The organism is Bacillus sp. FSL W8-0920, assembly GCF_038593215.1.
In the GTDB taxonomy this organism is placed as follows: Bacteria; Bacillota; Bacilli; order Bacillales; family Bacillaceae; genus Bacillus; species Bacillus pumilus.
The window spans coordinates 3464996-3483511 of sequence record NZ_CP151974.1 but is presented as its reverse complement, the minus strand read 5'-3'; the positions used below and the strand labels follow the sequence as shown (position 1 = coordinate 3483511).

General features: G+C 40.6%; 22 protein-coding genes and 1 pseudogene. 20 read left to right on the top strand and 3 right to left on the bottom strand.

All coding sequences use genetic code 11. The annotated features are described in order from the left end of the window. The first annotated feature begins 110 nt into the window (after positions 1 to 110). The 17 genes and pseudogenes from NSS78_RS17940 (at position 111) to NSS78_RS17860 (ending at position 13669) form a co-directional block, all read left to right on the top strand. On the top strand, positions 111 to 962 hold the full coding sequence (locus NSS78_RS17940) for a MurR/RpiR family transcriptional regulator (RefSeq protein WP_327839484.1): 852 nt from the start codon (positions 111 to 113) through the stop codon (positions 960 to 962). A gap of 143 nt (positions 963 to 1105) precedes the next feature. Next, positions 1106 to 1777, top strand: coding sequence for an RraA family protein (locus tag NSS78_RS17935; RefSeq protein ID WP_137054240.1), 672 nt, complete (start codon positions 1106 to 1108; stop codon positions 1775 to 1777). An 11-nt stretch (positions 1778 to 1788) separates the two neighbouring features. Next, complete coding sequence (locus tag NSS78_RS17930; protein WP_050944478.1) at positions 1789 to 2664, top strand: prephenate dehydrogenase/arogenate dehydrogenase family protein; 876 nt, start codon at positions 1789 to 1791, stop codon at positions 2662 to 2664. A 45-nt stretch (positions 2665 to 2709) separates the two neighbouring features. Next, complete coding sequence (locus NSS78_RS17925) at positions 2710 to 4044, top strand: TRAP transporter large permease subunit (protein ID WP_003214816.1); 1335 nt, start codon at positions 2710 to 2712, stop codon at positions 4042 to 4044. Positions 4045 to 4057: 13 nt separating this feature from the next. Continuing rightward, on the top strand, positions 4058 to 4324 hold the full coding sequence (locus NSS78_RS17920; RefSeq protein ID WP_003215032.1) for a hypothetical protein: 267 nt from the start codon (positions 4058 to 4060) through the stop codon (positions 4322 to 4324). A 175-nt stretch (positions 4325 to 4499) separates the two neighbouring features. Then, the gene (locus NSS78_RS17915) at positions 4500 to 4910 is read left to right on the top strand and encodes a DUF5082 family protein (RefSeq protein ID WP_309216061.1); all 411 of its coding nucleotides are present in this window, start codon (positions 4500 to 4502) and stop codon (positions 4908 to 4910) included. Further along, entirely contained in the window at positions 4903 to 5181 is a 279-nt protein-coding gene (locus tag NSS78_RS17910) for a YwqI/YxiC family protein (RefSeq protein WP_309216060.1), read from the top strand. Before NSS78_RS17915 ends, NSS78_RS17910 begins: the two co-directional genes overlap by 8 nt. An 11-nt stretch (positions 5182 to 5192) precedes the next feature. After that, positions 5193 to 6719: a T7SS effector LXG polymorphic toxin gene (locus tag NSS78_RS17905; RefSeq protein WP_309216058.1), complete on the top strand. Its 1527-nt coding sequence runs from the start codon at positions 5193 to 5195 to the stop codon at positions 6717 to 6719. A gap of 15 nt (positions 6720 to 6734) precedes the next feature. Further along, complete coding sequence (locus NSS78_RS17900) at positions 6735 to 7061, top strand: hypothetical protein (RefSeq protein ID WP_309216057.1); 327 nt, start codon at positions 6735 to 6737, stop codon at positions 7059 to 7061. A gap of 244 nt (positions 7062 to 7305) precedes the next feature. Further along, positions 7306 to 7701 carry a hypothetical protein gene (locus NSS78_RS17895; RefSeq protein WP_309216056.1) on the top strand — a complete coding sequence of 132 codons (396 nt, stop codon included), beginning with the start codon at positions 7306 to 7308 and terminating at the stop codon, positions 7699 to 7701. A gap of 117 nt (positions 7702 to 7818) precedes the next feature. Continuing rightward, positions 7819 to 8511, top strand: a pseudogene (locus NSS78_RS17890) (pre-toxin TG domain-containing protein); the annotation flags it as partial. Beyond that, complete coding sequence (locus NSS78_RS17885) at positions 8511 to 8954, top strand: SMI1/KNR4 family protein (RefSeq protein WP_050944474.1); 444 nt, start codon at positions 8511 to 8513, stop codon at positions 8952 to 8954. The pseudogene NSS78_RS17890 and the gene NSS78_RS17885, both read left to right, overlap by 1 nt. Before the next feature lie 162 nt (positions 8955 to 9116). Beyond that, positions 9117 to 9509: an SMI1/KNR4 family protein gene (locus tag NSS78_RS17880; RefSeq protein WP_050944473.1), complete on the top strand. Its 393-nt coding sequence runs from the start codon at positions 9117 to 9119 to the stop codon at positions 9507 to 9509. A gap of 167 nt (positions 9510 to 9676) precedes the next feature. Continuing rightward, entirely contained in the window at positions 9677 to 10522 is an 846-nt protein-coding gene (locus tag NSS78_RS17875; RefSeq protein ID WP_327839485.1) for a lipoate--protein ligase family protein, read from the top strand. A 28-nt stretch (positions 10523 to 10550) separates the two neighbouring features. Beyond that, on the top strand, positions 10551 to 11036 hold the full coding sequence (locus tag NSS78_RS17870) for a tetratricopeptide repeat protein (RefSeq protein WP_003215006.1): 486 nt from the start codon (positions 10551 to 10553) through the stop codon (positions 11034 to 11036). Positions 11037 to 11162: 126 nt separating this feature from the next. After that, positions 11163 to 13439: a glycosyltransferase gene (locus NSS78_RS17865; protein ID WP_050944470.1), complete on the top strand. Its 2277-nt coding sequence runs from the start codon at positions 11163 to 11165 to the stop codon at positions 13437 to 13439. Then, entirely contained in the window at positions 13436 to 13669 is a 234-nt protein-coding gene (locus tag NSS78_RS17860; protein WP_050944469.1) for a DUF5970 family protein, read from the top strand. The genes NSS78_RS17865 and NSS78_RS17860 overlap by 4 nt, the downstream gene beginning before the upstream one ends. Before the next feature lie 34 nt (positions 13670 to 13703). Here the strand turns inward: NSS78_RS17860 and NSS78_RS17855 are convergent, their stop codons facing one another. Further along, complete coding sequence (locus NSS78_RS17855) at positions 13704 to 14504, bottom strand: RsfA family transcriptional regulator (protein ID WP_044140194.1); 801 nt, start codon at positions 14502 to 14504, stop codon at positions 13704 to 13706. Positions 14505 to 14742: 238 nt separating this feature from the next. Here NSS78_RS17855 and NSS78_RS17850 point away from each other — a divergent pair, with 238 nt between their 5' ends. The 3 genes from NSS78_RS17850 to NSS78_RS17840 all read left to right on the top strand — a co-directional run bounded on the left by NSS78_RS17850 (position 14743) and on the right by NSS78_RS17840 (position 16967). Continuing rightward, positions 14743 to 14964, top strand: a complete 222-nt coding sequence (locus NSS78_RS17850) for a DUF1450 domain-containing protein (protein WP_003215259.1) — start codon at positions 14743 to 14745, stop codon at positions 14962 to 14964. A gap of 170 nt (positions 14965 to 15134) precedes the next feature. Further along, positions 15135 to 16436 carry an HD domain-containing protein gene (locus tag NSS78_RS17845; protein WP_007497716.1) on the top strand — a complete coding sequence of 434 codons (1302 nt, stop codon included), beginning with the start codon at positions 15135 to 15137 and terminating at the stop codon, positions 16434 to 16436. Between the two features lie 30 nt (positions 16437 to 16466). Then, positions 16467 to 16967 carry a YwgA family protein gene (locus tag NSS78_RS17840; RefSeq protein WP_050944468.1) on the top strand — a complete coding sequence of 167 codons (501 nt, stop codon included), beginning with the start codon at positions 16467 to 16469 and terminating at the stop codon, positions 16965 to 16967. 92 nt (positions 16968 to 17059) lie between these two features. Here NSS78_RS17840 and NSS78_RS17835 read toward each other — a convergent pair whose 3' ends face one another. After that, a complete protein-coding gene (locus NSS78_RS17835) occupies positions 17060 to 17803 on the bottom strand; it encodes an amino acid ABC transporter ATP-binding protein (RefSeq protein ID WP_003215167.1) in 744 nt (247 codons plus the stop codon). Next, positions 17800 to 18510: an ABC transporter permease subunit gene (locus NSS78_RS17830; RefSeq protein WP_268459161.1), complete on the bottom strand. Its 711-nt coding sequence runs from the start codon at positions 18508 to 18510 to the stop codon at positions 17800 to 17802. Before NSS78_RS17830 ends, NSS78_RS17835 begins: the two co-directional genes overlap by 4 nt. Between the last annotated feature and the right edge of the window lie 6 nt (positions 18511 to 18516).

The following is an 18516-nucleotide window of genomic DNA, read 5'->3' as shown; positions in this document are numbered from 1 at the left end:
CAGCGCGATAGATTCGTGCTGGCTGTTTTTTTATTTTGGACAAATGTGTACAATATAGAAAGAAAACAATCTGATCGTAGATAAAGCCGATAGGATGGGCAGGTGCTAAAATGGAGGATTTAATACATAAGCTTCAGCATAAGGTCGCTTTTTTAACCGATGCACAGAGGAGAATTGCAGATTATATCGTACAACATCCAATGGAGGTCGCTTTTTTAACTGTCGATAAATTGGCGTCAAAAGTCGGGACGAGTACAGCAACCATCATGCGCTTCTCTGCTGCTGTGGGGTATTCTGGTTTTTCTGAGTTTCAAAAAGAGCTTCAATCAGCGATGAAGCATAAAGCCGACCCTCAAACAAGACTTGAGGCGAATCTCAAGCATTCAAATAAGAGTAAGCTCCTGCATAACCATGTAGAATTGCAATTTCAAAATATCCAGTACGCATTGGACAATATCACGGAAGAAACCTTTCAGCAAATTGTTGGGAAAATAGCCAATGCGCGCCACGTTTTGTGTACAAGTGTCCGAAGTGGAAGACCTGTTGGCGAATACATGTCGTTAGGAATCAATCGGCTATTGGGGAATTGCCAGTATATTGATGCAGATCAAAGTGACTGGGTGGATGATTTGGTTCATTTCAACTCGAGTGATTTCATTATAGCGGTCAGCTATCCGCGTTATGCAAAGCGGATGAAGGATTTGATGGAAGCAGCAAAGTCTTATGGGGTGGAAGTCCTTTTAATTACAGACACCTACAGCTCTCCACTAACTAAATATGCACAATATGTATTACCGTGTTCCTCAGCAAGTGTAGGCTCTCATAACTCTGTCGTATCTGCTATCTTTATCGTCGATTTCATCTTAAGTGCATTAGCGATGAATGATCCAGAAAGAACAAAACCACGTTTAGATCAAATCAATCATATGTTAACGAAAATGAGTTATCACACAACACAATAGTCGTGTGGGGACTCATTTTTTATTTTTTTGAAAGCGCTTTACTAATTAAAAATGAGATGGTATGATCATATCACGAAAGTAATATATATTACTTTAAATTAATTGAATGTAATGAATATAACTCGAAGGGGATGATGAAAACAATGAGTACTGTTCATTTCGTGTCAAATGATCTTATAGCTAGGGCAAGAAAGCTTAACTCAACCTTGTTGTCAGACGTGATGGGATGCACCGGCGCGATGGATCATCAAATCAAACCAGTTGCGAGAGGCATGAATGTAGTCGGCACAGCTTTTACCGTGAGCTTACGGCCAGGAGATAATCTGTTTCTTCACCAAGCGATTTATTCTGCACAAGTAGGCGATGTACTCATCGTTGATGGGAAAGATCATAGGGGTCACGCATATTTAGGAGAATTGATGGCCGGTTCAGCAAAAGCTGTTGGAATAGAAGGAATCGTGATCGACGGTCTTGTCCGCGATAAAGTCGCTTTAGAGGAATTAGCTTTTCCAATCTATAGTAAGGGATTCACGCCGAATGGACCTTTTAAGGATGGGCCTGGTGAATTGAATGGAATCATCTCGTGTGGAGGGGTCAAAGTATCACCAGGTGACTTAGTCGTTGCAGATGATGATGGAGTGGTGATTGTTCCGAAGGAGAAAGCAGAAGAGATGCTGTCGTTGGCTGAAGAGAAACAAGCATATGAACATCAAAGATTAAAAACCATTCAACATTATATGAGCGAAGGAAAGCAGGATATCAGTCTCTTAGCGCCTGCATGGCTAGAGGGCAGAATGAAAAAATTCCAGAGATAGGGGAATCTGTGATGAAGATAGGCTTTATCGGTTATGGAGAAGCTGCATATGAGCTGTCAACGGGATTGAAAACAGAAGGATTAGATCATTTTTATGCGTATGATGTACTATTACAGAATGAGAAACTTGCTGGACCAATGAAAGAAAAAGCAGCCCGCACAGGCGTCGAATTAACAAGTAATGTGAGTGAAGTCATTGCAAAATCTGACATTGTCATTGCGGCTGTGCCAGCGAATAAAACCCTAGAAGTGGCTCAATCCGTATTAGGAAGTTTGAAAAAAAATCAAGTATATGTGGATGTGTCGGCATCAACTCCAGATATTAAAAAACAAGTGGCAGACGAAATTAAAAAGCAAGAAGCTCTATTTGTAGATGCCGCCATGCTAGGATCTCTTCCGGTTAACAAACACAAGGTTCCAATCACTGCTAGCGGAAGTGGAACAGATCGATTCATTGAATTAACGAAAGAATACGGTATGAATATTACAAAAATCAGTGATCAGCCTGGAGATGCTTCAGCCTTAAAGCTAATAAGAAGCATTTATATGAAAGGGATCGTCGGTTTACTTGTTGAATTTTTGGAAATTTCTAAAAAATATAATGTCGAAGATCAAGTGATTTCTTCACTAAGCGAAACGCTGGACAGCAAAAGTTTTGAAGAGACGATGAATCGTCTTGTGACAGGGAGTGCATTACATGCAAAAAGACGAGCGGTCGAATTACTTGGCTCTATTGAAATGCTGGATTCAGCTCATATTGATGCGAGCATGTCCCGGGCAGCACAACAGAAGCTAGAGAGATTAGCAGACTTTCAATTCGTTGAACGGTTTAATGGGAAAAAGCCGGTCAGCTGGAAAGAAGTCATTGACGTGATGCAGCAAGGGTGATTTTTGTAAGCGTTTTATTTAAGAAAGGGGAGGCGAAGAAACGACATGGGTTTTATTGCATTAATTGTATTCATAGCCGTCATCATTATATGGAATGTCGTCGTGAAACGAAATATGGGAGAAGCCATGCTGTTAGGCTTTATTGCAACCACTTTGTTTGGCGGAATGGATGCGCTTAGACTGTTCTGGGATGGTTTAAAATTTGCATCCACATATGAGGTGCTTTATGCAGCCGTTGCGTTTGTGTTCATGGCCTATTTAATCGAAAAGCTGGAATTAATTCACGCACTCTTGCGCATCCTGAATTCGGTTGTCGGCAAGCTTCCTGGGGGAGCGGCTTATATGAGTACGTTAGGTTCAGCAGTCTTAGGTGCTCTTTCAGGTTCAAATTCTGCAAACACAGCTGCCACTGGCTCTATTACGGCTTCTTGGATGATTAAATCAGGATGGAGCCGAACCCATACGGCCACGATTCTAGCTGGGAATGGCGGACTTGGAGCCGCGCTGCCACCAAACTCTTCCATGTTTATCATGCTGGGCTTTGCACCAGTTGCAGCCCTTGTCTCTGAAGGTGATTTATATATTGCTCTTTTAATAGGAGGACTGTATCAAGTCGTATACCGGTTTATTTTGGTGTATATTCTGGTGAAAAAGAATAAAATCCAAGCGATGCCGCCAGATGATATTGTTCCCTTTAGAGAAGCTGTGAAACAGGGATGGAAATCGATTTTTATTTTTTTCGGTGCCTTGATCCCTATCATCATCACAATTGGTCCGCTGGCAAACTACTTAAAAAGTAATCCAAACATTGGACCAGAGGCAATGGATCAAATTTCTTTAATTACGTGGATTCCGATTCTCATGATGCTGATTAGCTTAACAATTGGAAGAAAAAAAGCGTCTGCGTTAGATTGGTCTCAGTTTTTCAAGTCGGCAATTCCTAAGTTTACAACGATCGGTGCCTTGATGCTGTTTGCTGTTGCTGCTAGTCAGGTGCTTGCTGAATTAGGACTCGCAGAAGATTTGACGCAAATCACGTCAGTACTTGCCATTCCGAAGTGGCTCATGGTGCTCATTGTTGGTGTTCTTGTCACGCTGGTGGCTGGACCATTATCTTCAACTGCCACATTAACAGCTGTTGGGCTTGTCTCATTTTCAGCTTTAATCTCAGTCGGAGTAGACCCTGTTGTCGCTGTTGTCGCCATTCTTGCTTTTTCATCAACAGAAGGCGCTTCCCCGCCGGCATCTGGGTCAATTTTCATCGCTTCTGGTCTTGCAGGAGCCCGGCCGGAGAAAACATTTATACCGCTCATTCTTTACTATATGCTGCCGATTGTAGGAATTGGCTGGCTCATCGGAATGGGCATACTTCCAGTATAGAAAGGAGAAACACATGAGAGCATTGATGGAATTTTTATTTAAAGTGCTGCTTGTCCTTTTCTTAACGTCAGGTACCCTGTTGGTATTCGGTCAAATACTAGGGATTCTCTTGCAGAATGGAGATTTGATCATAGCAAGTACGAACCTATTTAAAAATCCTACACTGGTATTAAGCGCTTTTTTTAGTCTTGTTGGTTTCTCTCTTCATTATATTTCTGAAAAGAAAGACACGTCATTTAGCGATCAACCATCAGCATCAGCTGGTGATTCGATCAAATAAGCGTCAAAAGCTGGATTCAGTTGGTGAATTCAGCTTTTTTTGCGCGTGTGAAATAGGTATAAAAACCCAATACGTACGATTCATTTTTCGTTGAATTCGTTTTCAATCATATGCCTCTTGTGCTAGGAAATGGTAACATAACGGAGGACTATTTAAGGAATAGAGGTGTTTGACGATGTCTGGAGCCATCATCGGTTATACAACAGCCTTGTATTCGTTAAAGGCAGACATATCCATAAAAAAAGAACAAATCATAGAACTGAGCATGTGTCGAAAAGAAATAAAAGAAGCAAAATTGTCTCTGGCAGATGCTGGTAAAAAAATCACTCATCCAGATCTGACATCACATACATGGTTTGGCCTTCTTGCAGATACGTTTGATGACATTCGAGACGAGATGGCATCCGCCAGTCAAGAGATAAAAGGTGTACAACTGACCAATCTAGTGAATCGAATTGATGAGAAAATCAGTGACCTAAAATCGGAAATCCATTCGTTAGAACATGAGATCCATTCCGTTGAAAGAAAAATAGAGAGAGAAAAGCAGAAACAATTGGAAGAAAAAAGAGGGAAGTCACATGAGTAGAGAAATCAAAATAGATGCCAGTGAAATCAAACGAGTTTTACAACATACCAAACAATCAGGCGCTCAAATGAATACAGAACTTCCAACAACCATCAAAGGGAGAAACCAGCTCCTAGCAGCAGATACATTAGAAAGAATCAATCAACAGTTGAACGAATTAAGTACATCCTACATAGGCATTCTTCAGAAACAGCTTGTACAAACAGAACAAGCGGTGAACACCATGATCGAAACGGACAAGGCGCTTGCCTCCAGCAATAAAAGAAAATAAAGGAGAACGCAATGAAAACCCTTGACGCCTTTGCGCTAATAAACGGAATTGACCAAACGCTGAATACATTAAAGCAGCAATCACAACAAATCAGCTCCATAGAAAAACAAATCCATCGCATCATTTCACTTGATGGCGCACTAAAGGGAGAGGCGGGACAAGCCATCCGCTCCTTTTATACAGAATGTCATATTCCCTTCCTGCAATTCTTTCAGGTCGTCATTGAGGAATACAGCACTGCGCTGAAAAGCACAAAACAGGCGCTTCATGCACTTGAATCAAATCAGCACGGCTTGATCTCACAATCATTTATTGAACACGAACTAGATCAAGGACTAAAAAAAGCGGAGCGCACGATATCTGAGATTGTAACGGATGTAAACCATGCCATCGGCAGAATTGGTCATATTGTTCATTTGCCAAATGTAGACGAATCAGCTTTTCAGCAAAACTATCAAAAAGCATGGCTCGAGACCTCAAGAACCGTTGGTCTGCTTCATGCATTTGACAGAGAGCAAACAAGCGCTTTACAAGAAACAAAAAGCTCCCTTCAAACAATGAAGCAATACATAAATACCTTAAGTACCATGTTCACCGGCCCAAAAATCGACATCACGAGCTATCAAAAAGGGTCTATTTTCAAAGATGGAAAAGAAGAAAAAGTGAACAGCACCATCAGTGGATTGAATGGCAAAATAGACAACAACCAAGAAGAAAATCCAATGATGCTCATGCTGAAGAAGCTGAGAGAGAAAGAACGGACGAATGTGGAGACGGTTGTTCGGGAAACGCCGTCTAGTAAAATCAATCAAACGACCGTGACCTTAAATGGAGAAGTATATGATATCAATGAGTACAAAAAGATCAACTTCGAACATGCCAAAACGGTTGAGGTCATGCGAGACGGAATGCTGTATCGGTTACGAATATCAGAAAAAAACAAAGTAACGATTGAGAGCGTTAAACCGATTTCTGATGTAAAAACAGGCGATCAACCCCAAAATATCTTAAATACAGCGGTTGAATTTACAGGAATAAACGACGCGATTCGGGTTATTACAGGAAGAGATCCGATAACAGGTGATAAAGTCGCGGATATGGATCGTTTGGTAGCAGGGGTGTACATGGTTCCAAGCATCAACATTGTTAAAGTGGGGAAATATGTTTTTAAGATTATTAAAGGGGAGAAAGTAGCTAAGAGGGTTGAGAAGAGTGCTAAAAGTGCGAGGAATGGGGCTAAAGATTTTGAAAAGTCGTTAGTGAAATTGCCTCCAGCAGAGCGCGTAGCAGCTGTAAAAATAAAAGTACAAGAAGTTGCTAAAAGTAATGGCTTAATAAAAGATTCAAAATTAAGTAAGATTAATAGTAGGGATGTATATAAAGACCCTAAAACTGGAGATTTATATTCAGTAGATACGCAGCATGGTCGTTTTGAAAAAACAAATAACAAGGGGAAGCATCAAGGGGAAGTTGATTTTGATTTCAAACAAACTAAACCGGCTGATGCATCTGGTGGTCATAATTTAAAAATTAAGTAGAGAGGATGTAATAGAATGATTAAGAATGATTGGATATCTGTTAAGGAAATTGAAGACGATACTCAAATTTGGGCTGGAACCATAGTCAGGGTTTTTAAGGGGAAAATAAATAAGGACAACCTAGAAAGTAATTTCTATGATTACATCGTTTCTTTTATTTATGATAACACTGAATATTTACAATTAACCTGCCTAACTCAAGGGGAGGGTGGAAATATTGTTTGTATATTGCAAACAGAACCAAATTCTAATTATTCATTAGGTAAGGAATTGAAAAGAATGATGGATGATGGTACAAACTCTGTTTTTGTGAAATTTTCACCTGAATGTATCGTTAAATAAATCTCTAATAGGAGTTGGAAAGACCAGAGTTTACAGAGATGTCGTTCATCTTTTTTCTATCCAAGTTAGATGTATGATGGGATATCTCAATCACCGAAAACATCAGTAGCAACAGACTATTCTCTTTGCATAGCTTCTATTATCCCACTTAAGAAAATAGGGAAGGATGGGAATAAAAAGATTATTTTTTATGATTATGAAATGAATTTAATATATTTCCTTTTGATAAATAAGGAGATTTTAGATGAGTTTACTAGATGAGTGTATTGAGGCACTAGGTGAGGGTGCACGTGTTTTATATGATAATGATAGAGCACAAATATTAAGTAATTTGGAAAATCACTTTCCATTTTATTGTTATGGTCAGATTGAATGGGAGAAAGTATCTGCTTATGCTGAAGTGGATACATTCAATGAGATACGGTCCTTTTTATATCAAAAAATGGATGAATACAGTGATATTGTTTATGTAATTTGGGATGAAGGGACGTTACCAATTATTCAATTTACTTTAGATAAAGTATTTGAAGCTATAGATGATGTTACAGCTGTCAGTTTTGATACGTGGATTTTTTCCCCATCTTCTGGATATGTTATTGAAATCTTTCATGATGGTGAAGTAAAAGTAGGATTAAAATAGCATTGATGAACCCTCAAAAAGAATTAATTTGATTCTCTTTGAGGGTTTTTAAATATTTTTGCTAACCAATACTGCGTATAACCAATCATCGTAATTCGACTTAACTACAGCCATAGTAATGCTAAACGCATATTAGACGGTGAAGTCGTCTCAACAGCCGAAAACATCATCCTAGAATACAGCGGCATCTACGACGGATATCGAGCCGTTACTGGCAAAGACCCAGAAACCAGCCAAAACATCAGCAGAACAGACCAAGTTCTGTCCGTAGCTTCAATTATCCCAATCGCTAAAATAGTGAAGGTAGGGAAATATGTTTTTAAGATGGATCAAGGGAAGAATGCGGTGAAAAGGGTTACTATTAGTACAGGGAGCAAGATAGATTCTAACACAATAAGAAAATATGTTAGGGATATAGAAGGACGAACAGGAAGAGAGCTACCTAAAAACCAAATAGATAATTTGAAAGCAGCATTAAGAAATAAAGAGTATAACAAAATGTCACCCATAGAAACGGCTAAGCATCGGGCGAAATTTGATAGTTTGAAAAATAAAGTAATCAAAGATTGGGAAAGAAATACTGGACAAAAGTGGCCAGTGTATAATGAAAATATTATTTCGGAAAAAACCGGTAAAGTAATTAGAAAAAAAGGAGATAAGTATGATGCTCACCATATAATTGAAAATACTTTTGGAGGGGAGCATGAATGGTGGAATATGCATCCTGCAAAATTTCCAAATGAGCATCAAGCTGGTATACATGGTGCAGGTTCACCAGCAAATACATTATTTAAAGGAGTTAAAAAATAATGAGATATGAGTTTATTAAGAAAAACGAAGAAAATAGTTTTTTTTTAGTAACTGAAAAAGAAATAATAGATGTTGAAAAGGAACTTGATTTAAAGTTTCCCAAGGAGTTAATTAATTTTTATATAGAGGTAGGTTACGGTTTTATTAATGGGTCTGAGTTTAACATTAATCGTATTATGGACCCTTATTCTGTAAGAGACTTTCGATTAAGGGCTAATGATTTTGAATTCTATCCAGACATTGAAATCTATGATGAATTTGAGAATAACAAATTAATATTTTTTGAAGCAAATGAGACAGCTTTAATGTCAATTGAATTGAATGAAAAGGATAGAAGCGCAATATACTATTATGATATCCAAATCGCTAATTCTTTAGAGGAGTTTTTAACCAATATCCAAGAGGATGATAAATATTATCTAGATTTACTAGTAGACTATTAAAAGCCTTTCAAGATTTACTTTGCCATTGATCAATTCATATATGAGAATTGGACAAGGGGAAATTCATAAATTGGAATATAATTGTGGATTGAGTGACCTGTTAAGTAAATCTAAAGATAAAGCAAAACTTCATAAACATAGCACTTATCTAGGAGGATCCAAATGGTCGATTTATCCCAAATCCCAGGCCTAATCATCAACAATCCAGGAACTGATATAAACATCAAAAAGGCAGAATCCCAACTAAACATGGTGCTACCCGATGCTTATAAAAACTTGCTGAAACAGACAAATGGATGTTCCATTGGCGGCGATGTCCTACTATACGGCACTGAGGACATTACGGAACGAAATGCAACATGGGAGGTTCAGCAATATGCAAGCGGCTATGTGGCGATTGGCGACGATGGCGGCGGGCGAGTATTTCTCATGCGTCAGGCCGAAGAGGAGAAAAAGGTGTGGATTGTGGATGCTGGTGTAATGGACCCTCAGCATGCAGAGTTGGTGACTGAAAACTTGCTGGAGTGGGTGAGTGGGGGATGTATCATTGAATGATCACAGCCTTCAAATACATGAATCACTGAAAAGTAAAACTGAATCATCCAACTGAACGCTCTGTGACGTCAAATGTCATGGAGCTTTTTTGACGATCTCTCTAATTCTCCCTCCATTCATCCCATGTTATAATAAACACAGTTTATGAACGAGAGGATATGCAGGACATGAAAAATGAACCTATTGAGTTACTGACACAGCCGAAATGGCGAATCATAGATCAATCGAGCCTAGGTCTCTATGTGGACCCGAAGCAATCCTTTGCGATGGATGATACGCTTTGTGCGTCAGTCGGGAAAGGACTCTCACCAGCGACTGCGCGTTCTTGGATTCATCACAATACAATTGTGCTTGGGATTCAGGATACAAGACTTCCATTTCTCCAAGATGGTGTGAAACTGCTTGAGGAAGAGGGGTATCGCGTCATTGTACGTAACTCAGGCGGTCTTGCTGTGGTGCTGGATGAAGGTGTCTTAAATGTGTCGTTAATCTTTGCGGAACAAAAGAAGGGCATTGATATTGACCGCGGGTATGATGCGATGGTGGAATTGGTCTGCCGGATGCTGTCTAAGTATGAGGTGGACATTGAAGCCTATGAGATTGTCGGCTCTTATTGTCCGGGCAGCTATGATCTAAGCATCAATGGAAAGAAATTTGCAGGCATTTCTCAGCGTAGATTACGCGGTGGAGTTGCTGTGCAAATTTATTTGTGTGCAGATGGAAGCGGGCGGGAACGTGCCGACTTGATCCGCCGTTTTTATGACGCCGCTTTAAAGGACAAACGAGAAGAAGTGAAGGCTGTGTTTCCTGATATACAGCCAGATACGATGGCTTCTTTATCAGAATTAACTGGAGAACCAATTGATTGTGCGCTTCTTATGCGTCTTTTACTAGAAGAGCTTCAAACGCTCAGTGATCAGCTGACAGCGTCAGGACTGAACGCAGAAGAACAGCTGGATTTTGAAAAAAACATGACGCGGATGATTGAGCGGAATGAAAAGGTGTTCTCTTAAAAATCTTGAAAAGCATAGAGGTGAAGTGATGGAAACGAAGCTTGAGAAAGCCATTGAACTTCGAAAAAGTGGACACCTTCAAGAATCAAATAAAATGCTCTCTTATCTTGTAGAGAAGTATCCAGACGATGCCTCTATTCATTATCAATGTGCCTGGAGTTATGACTTGTTAGGAGAGGAAAGGCAAGCTGTCTTTTTTTATGAAAGAGCCATTGAGTTAGGATTGTCTTCAGAAGAACTAGAAGACGCTTTACTAGGGTTAGGAAGTACATACAGAACTTTGGGAGAATATGAAAAGTCAAAACAGATATTCCTAAAAGGGATGGAAACTTATCCCGACAACAAAGCCATTCAAACGTTCTATGCCATGACTTTGTATAATTTAAAGGAACATAGCAAAGCGATGGAAATATTACTGAACTGTTTAACTGAAACGACAAAGGATCCTGCTATTTTAAGTTATCGAAAGGCGATTGATTTTTATTCAAATCAGTTAGATAGGTTATGGAAATAATAGTTGATTTGGCTACTTGAATAGAATTGGAGGGGCAATGTGGCAATGTTATGAAAAAACCCCCTCCTTTGTTATGAAATTTTATATGTAATAGTCATTTATGGCATAAGAAAGAAGGAAAATGTATTGTCATTATTCACCACGTATTACCCGCTGTTTATGCTTTGTGTTTTATCTGTGCTGTATGTAATGTATCGTATTCAGCCGGTGGCCACTACTGTTAAAAAAATCATCATTGTGCTCTGTGTGTTAACAAATGCCGCCTATATTTGCTGGCGTCTTTTCTTTACACTGCCGCATGAAGGTATTTTTAATATTGTGATGGGTATTTTGCTTGTTGCCTGTGAATGCATTGGGTTTTTACAGCTGCTTGTGTTTTATACACTTGTTTGGAAGCCTTCCAATCGGAAACAAGTCATGATCAGTGATCTTGACAGGCTGCCAACAGTTGATATTTTCATAGCTACATATAATGAACCAATTGAAGTGCTGAAACGCACTGTTGCAGGTTGTGTGAATCTCTCTTATCCAAAGGACAAAGTCCACATTTATTTATGTGATGATGGCAAGCGGGCGTCTGTAGAGCAGCTTGCTTCTGAGTTTAGTGTTCATTATCTGACAAGAACAGATAACAAGTATGCGAAGGCGGGTAACTTAAACCATGCGATGTCTCAAACAAATGGGGAGCTGATTCTCACACTTGATGCGGATATGGTCCCCCTTCCTTCGTTTTTAGAAAAAACAGTGCCTTACTTTCATGATGGAGCGACGGCGTTTGTTCAAGTTCCACAGGCGTTTTATAACGAAGATCCTTTCCAATATAATATGTTCTCGAAGGATCGAATTCCAAATGAGCAGGACTTCTTCATGCAAACCCTCCAAGCTGGGAAGGATCGGTTTAATGCTGTGATGTATGTCGGTAGTAATACTGTCTTTAGAAGAATCGCCTTAGATGAAATTGGCGGATTTGCTACTGGGGTGATTACAGAAGACATGGCGACAGGAATGCTACTCCAAGGAAAGTTCAAATCTGTGTCTGTCGGAGAAGTATTAGCCGTCGGTCTGGCACCTGAAAGCTGGCTGGATCTGTTAAAGCAGAGAGATCGGTGGTCGAGAGGGAACATTCAGTGTGCCCGTAAGTTTAATCCTTTGAAGGTTCGTGGCTTAACGCTGATGCAGCGAGTTCTTTATTTAGATGGTATTGTGTATTGGTTTAACGGTTTGTTTAAAATGATTTACATTCTCACGCCGATTTTGTTTTTATTGTTTGGTATTCAAAGTTTCTGGGCAGATTTCCAGTCCATTTTCATGTTCTGGCTACCGGCGTTCTTTAGTTCCTATTTAGCATTTAAACTAGTGTCGAATCAAAAAAGAAGCATGTTTTGGAGTCATATTTATGAAAGCTCTATGGCATTCCACCTGGCTGGTGTGGCTTTAAGTGAGCTGTTTTTCAAAAAGAGAGTGGAATTTCTTGTCACACCAAAGGGAATTCAAACGGACAAAAGACACTTTCATTTGAAAACGATGATTCCCCATTTGATCTTTTTGCTGCTCTCATTGCTTGTCCTAGTGAAAATAGGATACGATGTGAAGGTAAATGGGACGATGAATGCTGATCTCATGTTGATTAATATATTTTGGGTGATGTATAACGGTGCAGGTCTATTCATGGCACTGCTTGTGGCGTTTGACCGTCCGCGTTATCGAAAATCAGAGCGGTTTGTCATTGAAAAAGAGGGACAGCTTCATTCTGATCATCAAGATGAGTCGATTGCTTGTTTTCTACTAGATATGAGTGATTCAGGTGCGCGTCTATCCATTCCATTGGATCAAGCTTCTTCTCTTTATCAAGGACAAACGCAATTGTTCTTTTTAGAGGATGAAAGTGTGGCGTGTGATGTGGTTTGGAGCCATCCAGAGGGAGACAAGCTGATGGTTGGTGTTGCTTTTACTGACACACAAAAATCAGAGTATCTATCACTGATCCGCTTCCTATTCACACGAGAGCATGTATCGATAACGGATCGTGAGAAAAAATCCTATGCTGTTCGGACATTTCTCCGCTTTGTAAGAGAAACGAAGAAGGTACCAAAGGCCTTGCAGCGCAAATGGATGAGAAGGCCTTTGCAAGGTGTGGCAGGCACGCTGTCCTATGAGGGCCGGTTAGAAGAGAAGGTGCCGGTGAACATACATGATATTAGTTTATCTGGATGCAAAATCGAGTCTGAAGCTTCAATTGAATTAAATGAGAAAGTGCTGATCACCATTGACGCAGAATCTCTGACAGATCAGCCGGCAATTGCCGTTTGGACTTCAAAAAGGCGCGGCCGCACAATTGTCGGACTCAAGTTTATTCAACCTGAAATCAAGCAGATAGAAGAAAGAGAGGGAGTGGTTTCTTGAAATCAAAAAACGGCGGTTACCTCTATTTACTATGGCTTCCTGTCCTCATGGGAGCCGGCTACGGCATTTCACTAATGGTGCCGTTTCTTCAGCCTGTACTGACACTTGGCATCGCAGGTCTTTATCTTTTTATATTTGGTGATTTTCAGGTGAGACAAGTCAGGTATATTTTTATGTTCGTCTTTTTGATTAATGTTCTTTTTAGTGTGATGCTATTTTTAGGCATTTAAAAAAGTGCTTCCCGCAGATGGGGAGCACTTTTTGTTATTCTGCCATTTTTTCGAGGTTGCCGTTTCGGTCCATTTTAAAGGTTGGAGCGGCAGTGTCGTCCTCTTCAAACAAAACTAGTTTTCTTGCACGGTTCATGATTTTGACGAGTGTTTCATAATCTTCTTGAATCGTGAGCTGATCCTTTTCAAGCTTTTTCACTTCTGCTTCTAGCTGTGTGACTTTATGTGAAAGTTCGTTATTTTCTCGTTTTAACCGGCTGTTTTCCATGCGTAAGGCAGAGGATTGCTGTCCATCGCCTTCATAGCGGCGCAAGAAATCAATGACATCTTCGATGGTTAAATCCTGTTGCTGCCTAAAAGGATTGGCTTCTGGCTTTTTCTCTGCGACATGAGAAGCCTGTGACAATAAATGTGATAAACTAGCTAACTCTTCATTGTAGCTTTGGTCTACAAACTGGAGCTGCTCGGCTGTTTCAGATGCTGGTGCAAACGTTTCTTCCTGCGCTGGTTCCAGCTCCTGTGAGAATTCCTCTTGCATGACCGTTTCTTCTACTTGCGGCTGATAGAGTAATCGTTTCTTTGCAGGCTGACCATTGCCGAGTGCGCGCATCCGTTGTTTCCGCTGCTTTTTGGCAAGGGCTAAAGCTTTTTCATATTGATGCCTCACAACAGCATTCCATCTAAAACCGCATGCCGCTGAGGTGCGATTTAGCTTGTCTCCTACTTCTTCAAACGCATTCAGCTGTGTGCTGCCCTCTCTGACGTGACGTAAGACGGTTTCTGCCAAAAGGAGATCGTCTTCCTCTGACCAAGCATCTTGTCTTTGTTTTGACATGTTTAAACCCCCATATGATTTGATGGTATTAGATTAGCCAAGTTCAAGAAGGTTTATACAAGTTTGCTAAAAGGATAGTGGAAAATACTAGCTTTTTAATGAGCGCGTCTCAGCGTTTACAATGCGTCTTGCAAGTCCAGCCGCTTCGATGTACAATGTTGGGTGGTATATTATGACTCTTGGTTGTCCAACTGTTTCATATAAAATGAAGTTCATCATTGAAAGGAAGCGTAAGACCATGGCTAATGAGTTTCGCGTATGTGACGATTGCGATGCGACGAACCTAAAGACGTTGCTGCCTCGACTCAAATCGGTTGACCCTGATGCAAAAATTGAAATTGGCTGTCAATCCTATTGTGGTCCAGGACGAAAAAAGGCTTTTGCGTTTGTGAACAATCGCCCATTATCCGCACCAACAGAAGATGAGTTACTCGAAAAGGTTCAAAAAAAAGTCAAATAAATGTCACTGAATGTGTTCAGTCGACCTAAAAAGAGGTCCGTCCCTGTCAGGTCGGGCTTTTTACGTCCATGCAATCGTTGAGAACACATTCACGAGCAAATTCAAGGATGTTTTCGGGAAAAGTTACCCGATATAATAGAAACACGTCTTAAAAAAAGAGGGACGAAACGATGGCGTATCCAAAAGGGAAATTATCTGAGGAAAAGGTATTTAAAGATCCTGTGCACCGTTATGTTCATGTACGGGACGCATTAATATGGGACTTAATAGGAACAAGAGAATTTCAGCGCCTGCGCCGAATTAAACAGCTAGGAACCACTTATTTGACGTTTCATGGTGCAGAACACAGCCGTTTCAATCATTCACTCGGTGTATATGAGATTGTGAGACGGATTGTGGATGATGTATTCAAAGGACGGCCGGAATGGGATGAGGGAGAACGCGAGCTTGTCCTGAGTGCGGCCTTGCTTCATGACCTCGGACATGGACCATTTTCTCATTCCTTTGAAAAGGTCTTCCACTTAGATCATGAATCGTTTACAAGAGATATTATTTTAGGGCAAACCGAAGTCAATGAAGTGCTTCGCCGGGTGAGTGATGATTTCCCGAAGCATGTGGCTGAAGTCATTGCCAAAACGTATCAAAACAAACAGGTGGTCAGTTTGATCTCAAGTCAAATTGATGCCGACCGTATGGACTATTTGCAGCGTGATGCCTACTATACAGGCGTCAGCTATGGCCATTTTGATATGGAGCGTATTTTGCGCGTGATGCGTCCGAGAGAAGATCAGATTGTGATGAAGCAGAGCGGGATGCATGCGGTCGAGGATTATATTATGAGCCGCTATCAAATGTATTGGCAAGTCTATTTCCACCCGGTGACACGCAGTGCAGAAGTCATCTTAACGAAAATTCTCCATCGTGCAAAAGAGCTGCATGAAACGGGCTATATTTTCACACATGCCCCTGTTCATTTTTATTCGATTTTTGAAGGGAATGTCACCACAGAGGACTATATTAAACTGGATGAATCCATTGTCTTATTTTATTTTCAGGCGTGGGAAGATGAAGAAGATCACGTGCTGGCTGATTTGTGCCGCCGTTTTATGAACCGCCGATTGTTCCAATATACAGAGTTTAATCCGAATGAAGAAATGACAAAATATTTCAAGCTGACCGCCTTGTTCAAGGAGGCAGGCATTGATCCTGACTATTATTTAGTCGTCGACTCTTCCTCTGACTTGCCATACGACTTCTACAGACCAGGGGAGGAAGAAGAGAGACTGCCGATCCACCTTTTGACGCAAAGCGGTCATATTAAAGAGCTGTCGAGACAGTCAGATATTGTTGATGCCATTTCCGGTAAACGAAGAACCGATCATAAACTTTATTTCCCGATGGACTTAATTGTAGATATGTCGGAAAAAGCTGAAGAAAAGAAGGCGATCATGAAGCTGCTTGGATTGGGATAAGGAAGTACTGAAAAAGGAGATGTCGGGAATTTGTTGAAAGAGCATGCAAAGTTGATGAAGGTATTCTCTGAATCCGGGGAAATCGTTGGACGGAAGAAGCTGCAAAAGATGATTTACATAGCAAAAAAGCTAGATTTGCCTTTTTACGAGAAATACGATTTTCACTTTTATGGCCCCTATTCAGAGGAGTTGACGCTCAGAATTGAAGAGCTGTGCAACCTTGGATTCTTGGATGAAATGAAGGAAAAAAAAGGCGGATACTATCAATATCGCTATTCGCTGACGGACAATGGGAAAGAGTTTCTCGATCAGTGTGAAGTGGACATGCCTGACCTCAAAGTGCTGACGCAGCAGATGAACGAGCAGTCGTCTCGTTTCCTAGAGCTCGTCTCTACGATTTTATACTTTGATGATCTGCCACAAGATGAGGTAAAGGAAAAGGTCTTCACCATTAAAAGCAAGCAGCGCTATACGGACGAAGAATTTGAGGATGCTCTTGCTTATATTGATCAGTTGAAGGAATTGAACTAACGAGAAGAACCAGTGTGTGATGGCTAATGGCTAGAACAGACTGGTTTTTATTTTGCGCAGAAACAAGTCGACCGCATGGATCGACTTGTATTTTATGAATGGTGATAAGAGAATCTCGCTAAAAATTGTTTTGTACGTTCTTCTTTCGTCTGTTCAAAGACTTCTTCCGGCGTACCTGATTCGACGATGACCCCATCTTCCATGAAAATCACCTTGTCGGCAATATCATAGGCAAAGCTCATCTCGTGCGTGACGATGATCATGGTGACCCCGGTTTGCGCTACCTGTTTAATGACATCAAGCGTTTCTCCTACAAGCTCAGGATCTAATGCAGAGGTCGGTTCGTCGAACAAAATGACTTCTGGATTTAAAGCCAGTGCCCGTGCAATGCCAACTCGCTGCTGCTGTCCGCCAGATAATTGATGCGGATAAGCATCCTTTTTCTCTAGCAATCCAACCTTTGTAAGCAATTGAAGAGCTGTGTCATAGGCTTGATCTTTCGGATGTTTACGGGCAATGACTAAACCTTCCATGACGTTTTCAAGTGCTGTTTTATGAAGAAATAGATCGTATTGCTGAAAGACCATGGCGGTTTTTCTTCGAAGTGCGAGAATGGCTTTAGGCTTGGCTTGATTGAACTTGACAGTCGTGTCATCAATGCTAATTTCTCCTTGATCCGCACGCTCAAGAAAATTCAAGCAACGCAGAAAGGTTGATTTCCCAGAACCGCTCGGACCTAATATGACAACCACTTCGCCTTTTTCCACTGATAAATCAATTCCTTTTAGAATCTCGTTCTTGCCGAACGCTTTATGCACCTGTTTTATGTTAATCATGCCAATCGTCTCCTTTTGTTTTTGTGTCCATATTTCTCATATCCGGCTGTGATGGCTTCAATAGAGGCGCACAGTGCCCAGTAAATCAGGGCAACGGCGATGTATGCTTCAAGATAACGATAGTTCACATTGGCTTTGATTAAAGCGCCGTTTAAAATATCGACCACAGACACCATAGAGACGAGAGAAGAGGCTTTGATTAAACTGATCAGCATGCTGTTCAGAAGAGGAAGGGAGATGGGAAAGACTTGTGGAATGATGACCCTTCTTAAGACCTGCTTGCTGGTGAAACCAACGGATAATGCGGCATCGAATTGACCCTTTGGAATAGATGCAAGAGAGCTTCGAAATATTTCGGATAACCCGCTTACGGCATATAAAGTAAGGGCGAAAATGGCAATCCATCGTCTGTCCAAATCACTGAAACGAATCTGAAGAGAAAGAGATGCAGCCAAATGATCCAGCGAGTCTGAAAAAAGAAGATAAGATACGAGCAAAATTAGAACAACAGGAATAGCTTTAAAAATAGCCACAAACCATTTGAACAATTGAGATAATACAGGCACCTGATAAAAACGGATAAGGGCAATACCAAATCCAAAGACAGAGCCAAATATTAGCGGTAGAAAGCCTAACAGCAGAGTTGTTGGCAAATAATGAAGTGCAGCTAGAAAGGCCTGCAGCATAAAGGCAACATCAAAATCCACTCAGAT

Coding starts and splice junctions, on each gene's coding strand:
- NSS78_RS17910 (WP_309216060.1), top strand. CDS start 4,903: ATGAGTAGAGAAATCAAAATAGATGCCAGTGAAATCAAACGAGTTTTA.
- NSS78_RS17875 (WP_327839485.1), top strand. CDS start 9,677: ATGAAAAATGAACCTATTGAGTTACTGACACAGCCGAAATGGCGAATC.
- NSS78_RS17940 (WP_327839484.1), top strand. CDS start 111: ATGGAGGATTTAATACATAAGCTTCAGCATAAGGTCGCTTTTTTAACC.
- NSS78_RS17870 (WP_003215006.1), top strand. CDS start 10,551: ATGGAAACGAAGCTTGAGAAAGCCATTGAACTTCGAAAAAGTGGACAC.
- NSS78_RS17835 (WP_003215167.1), bottom strand. CDS start 17,803: ATGATTAACATAAAACAGGTGCATAAAGCGTTCGGCAAGAACGAGATT.
- NSS78_RS17935 (WP_137054240.1), top strand. CDS start 1,106: ATGAGTACTGTTCATTTCGTGTCAAATGATCTTATAGCTAGGGCAAGA.
- NSS78_RS17925 (WP_003214816.1), top strand. CDS start 2,710: ATGGGTTTTATTGCATTAATTGTATTCATAGCCGTCATCATTATATGG.
- NSS78_RS17855 (WP_044140194.1), bottom strand. CDS start 14,504: ATGTCAAAACAAAGACAAGATGCTTGGTCAGAGGAAGACGATCTCCTT.
- NSS78_RS17845 (WP_007497716.1), top strand. CDS start 15,135: ATGGCGTATCCAAAAGGGAAATTATCTGAGGAAAAGGTATTTAAAGAT.
- NSS78_RS17930 (WP_050944478.1), top strand. CDS start 1,789: ATGAAGATAGGCTTTATCGGTTATGGAGAAGCTGCATATGAGCTGTCA.
- NSS78_RS17920 (WP_003215032.1), top strand. CDS start 4,058: ATGAGAGCATTGATGGAATTTTTATTTAAAGTGCTGCTTGTCCTTTTC.
- NSS78_RS17915 (WP_309216061.1), top strand. CDS start 4,500: ATGTCTGGAGCCATCATCGGTTATACAACAGCCTTGTATTCGTTAAAG.
- NSS78_RS17905 (WP_309216058.1), top strand. CDS start 5,193: ATGAAAACCCTTGACGCCTTTGCGCTAATAAACGGAATTGACCAAACG.
- NSS78_RS17880 (WP_050944473.1), top strand. CDS start 9,117: ATGGTCGATTTATCCCAAATCCCAGGCCTAATCATCAACAATCCAGGA.
- NSS78_RS17895 (WP_309216056.1), top strand. CDS start 7,306: ATGAGTTTACTAGATGAGTGTATTGAGGCACTAGGTGAGGGTGCACGT.
- NSS78_RS17885 (WP_050944474.1), top strand. CDS start 8,511: ATGAGATATGAGTTTATTAAGAAAAACGAAGAAAATAGTTTTTTTTTA.
- NSS78_RS17900 (WP_309216057.1), top strand. CDS start 6,735: ATGATTAAGAATGATTGGATATCTGTTAAGGAAATTGAAGACGATACT.
- NSS78_RS17850 (WP_003215259.1), top strand. CDS start 14,743: ATGGCTAATGAGTTTCGCGTATGTGACGATTGCGATGCGACGAACCTA.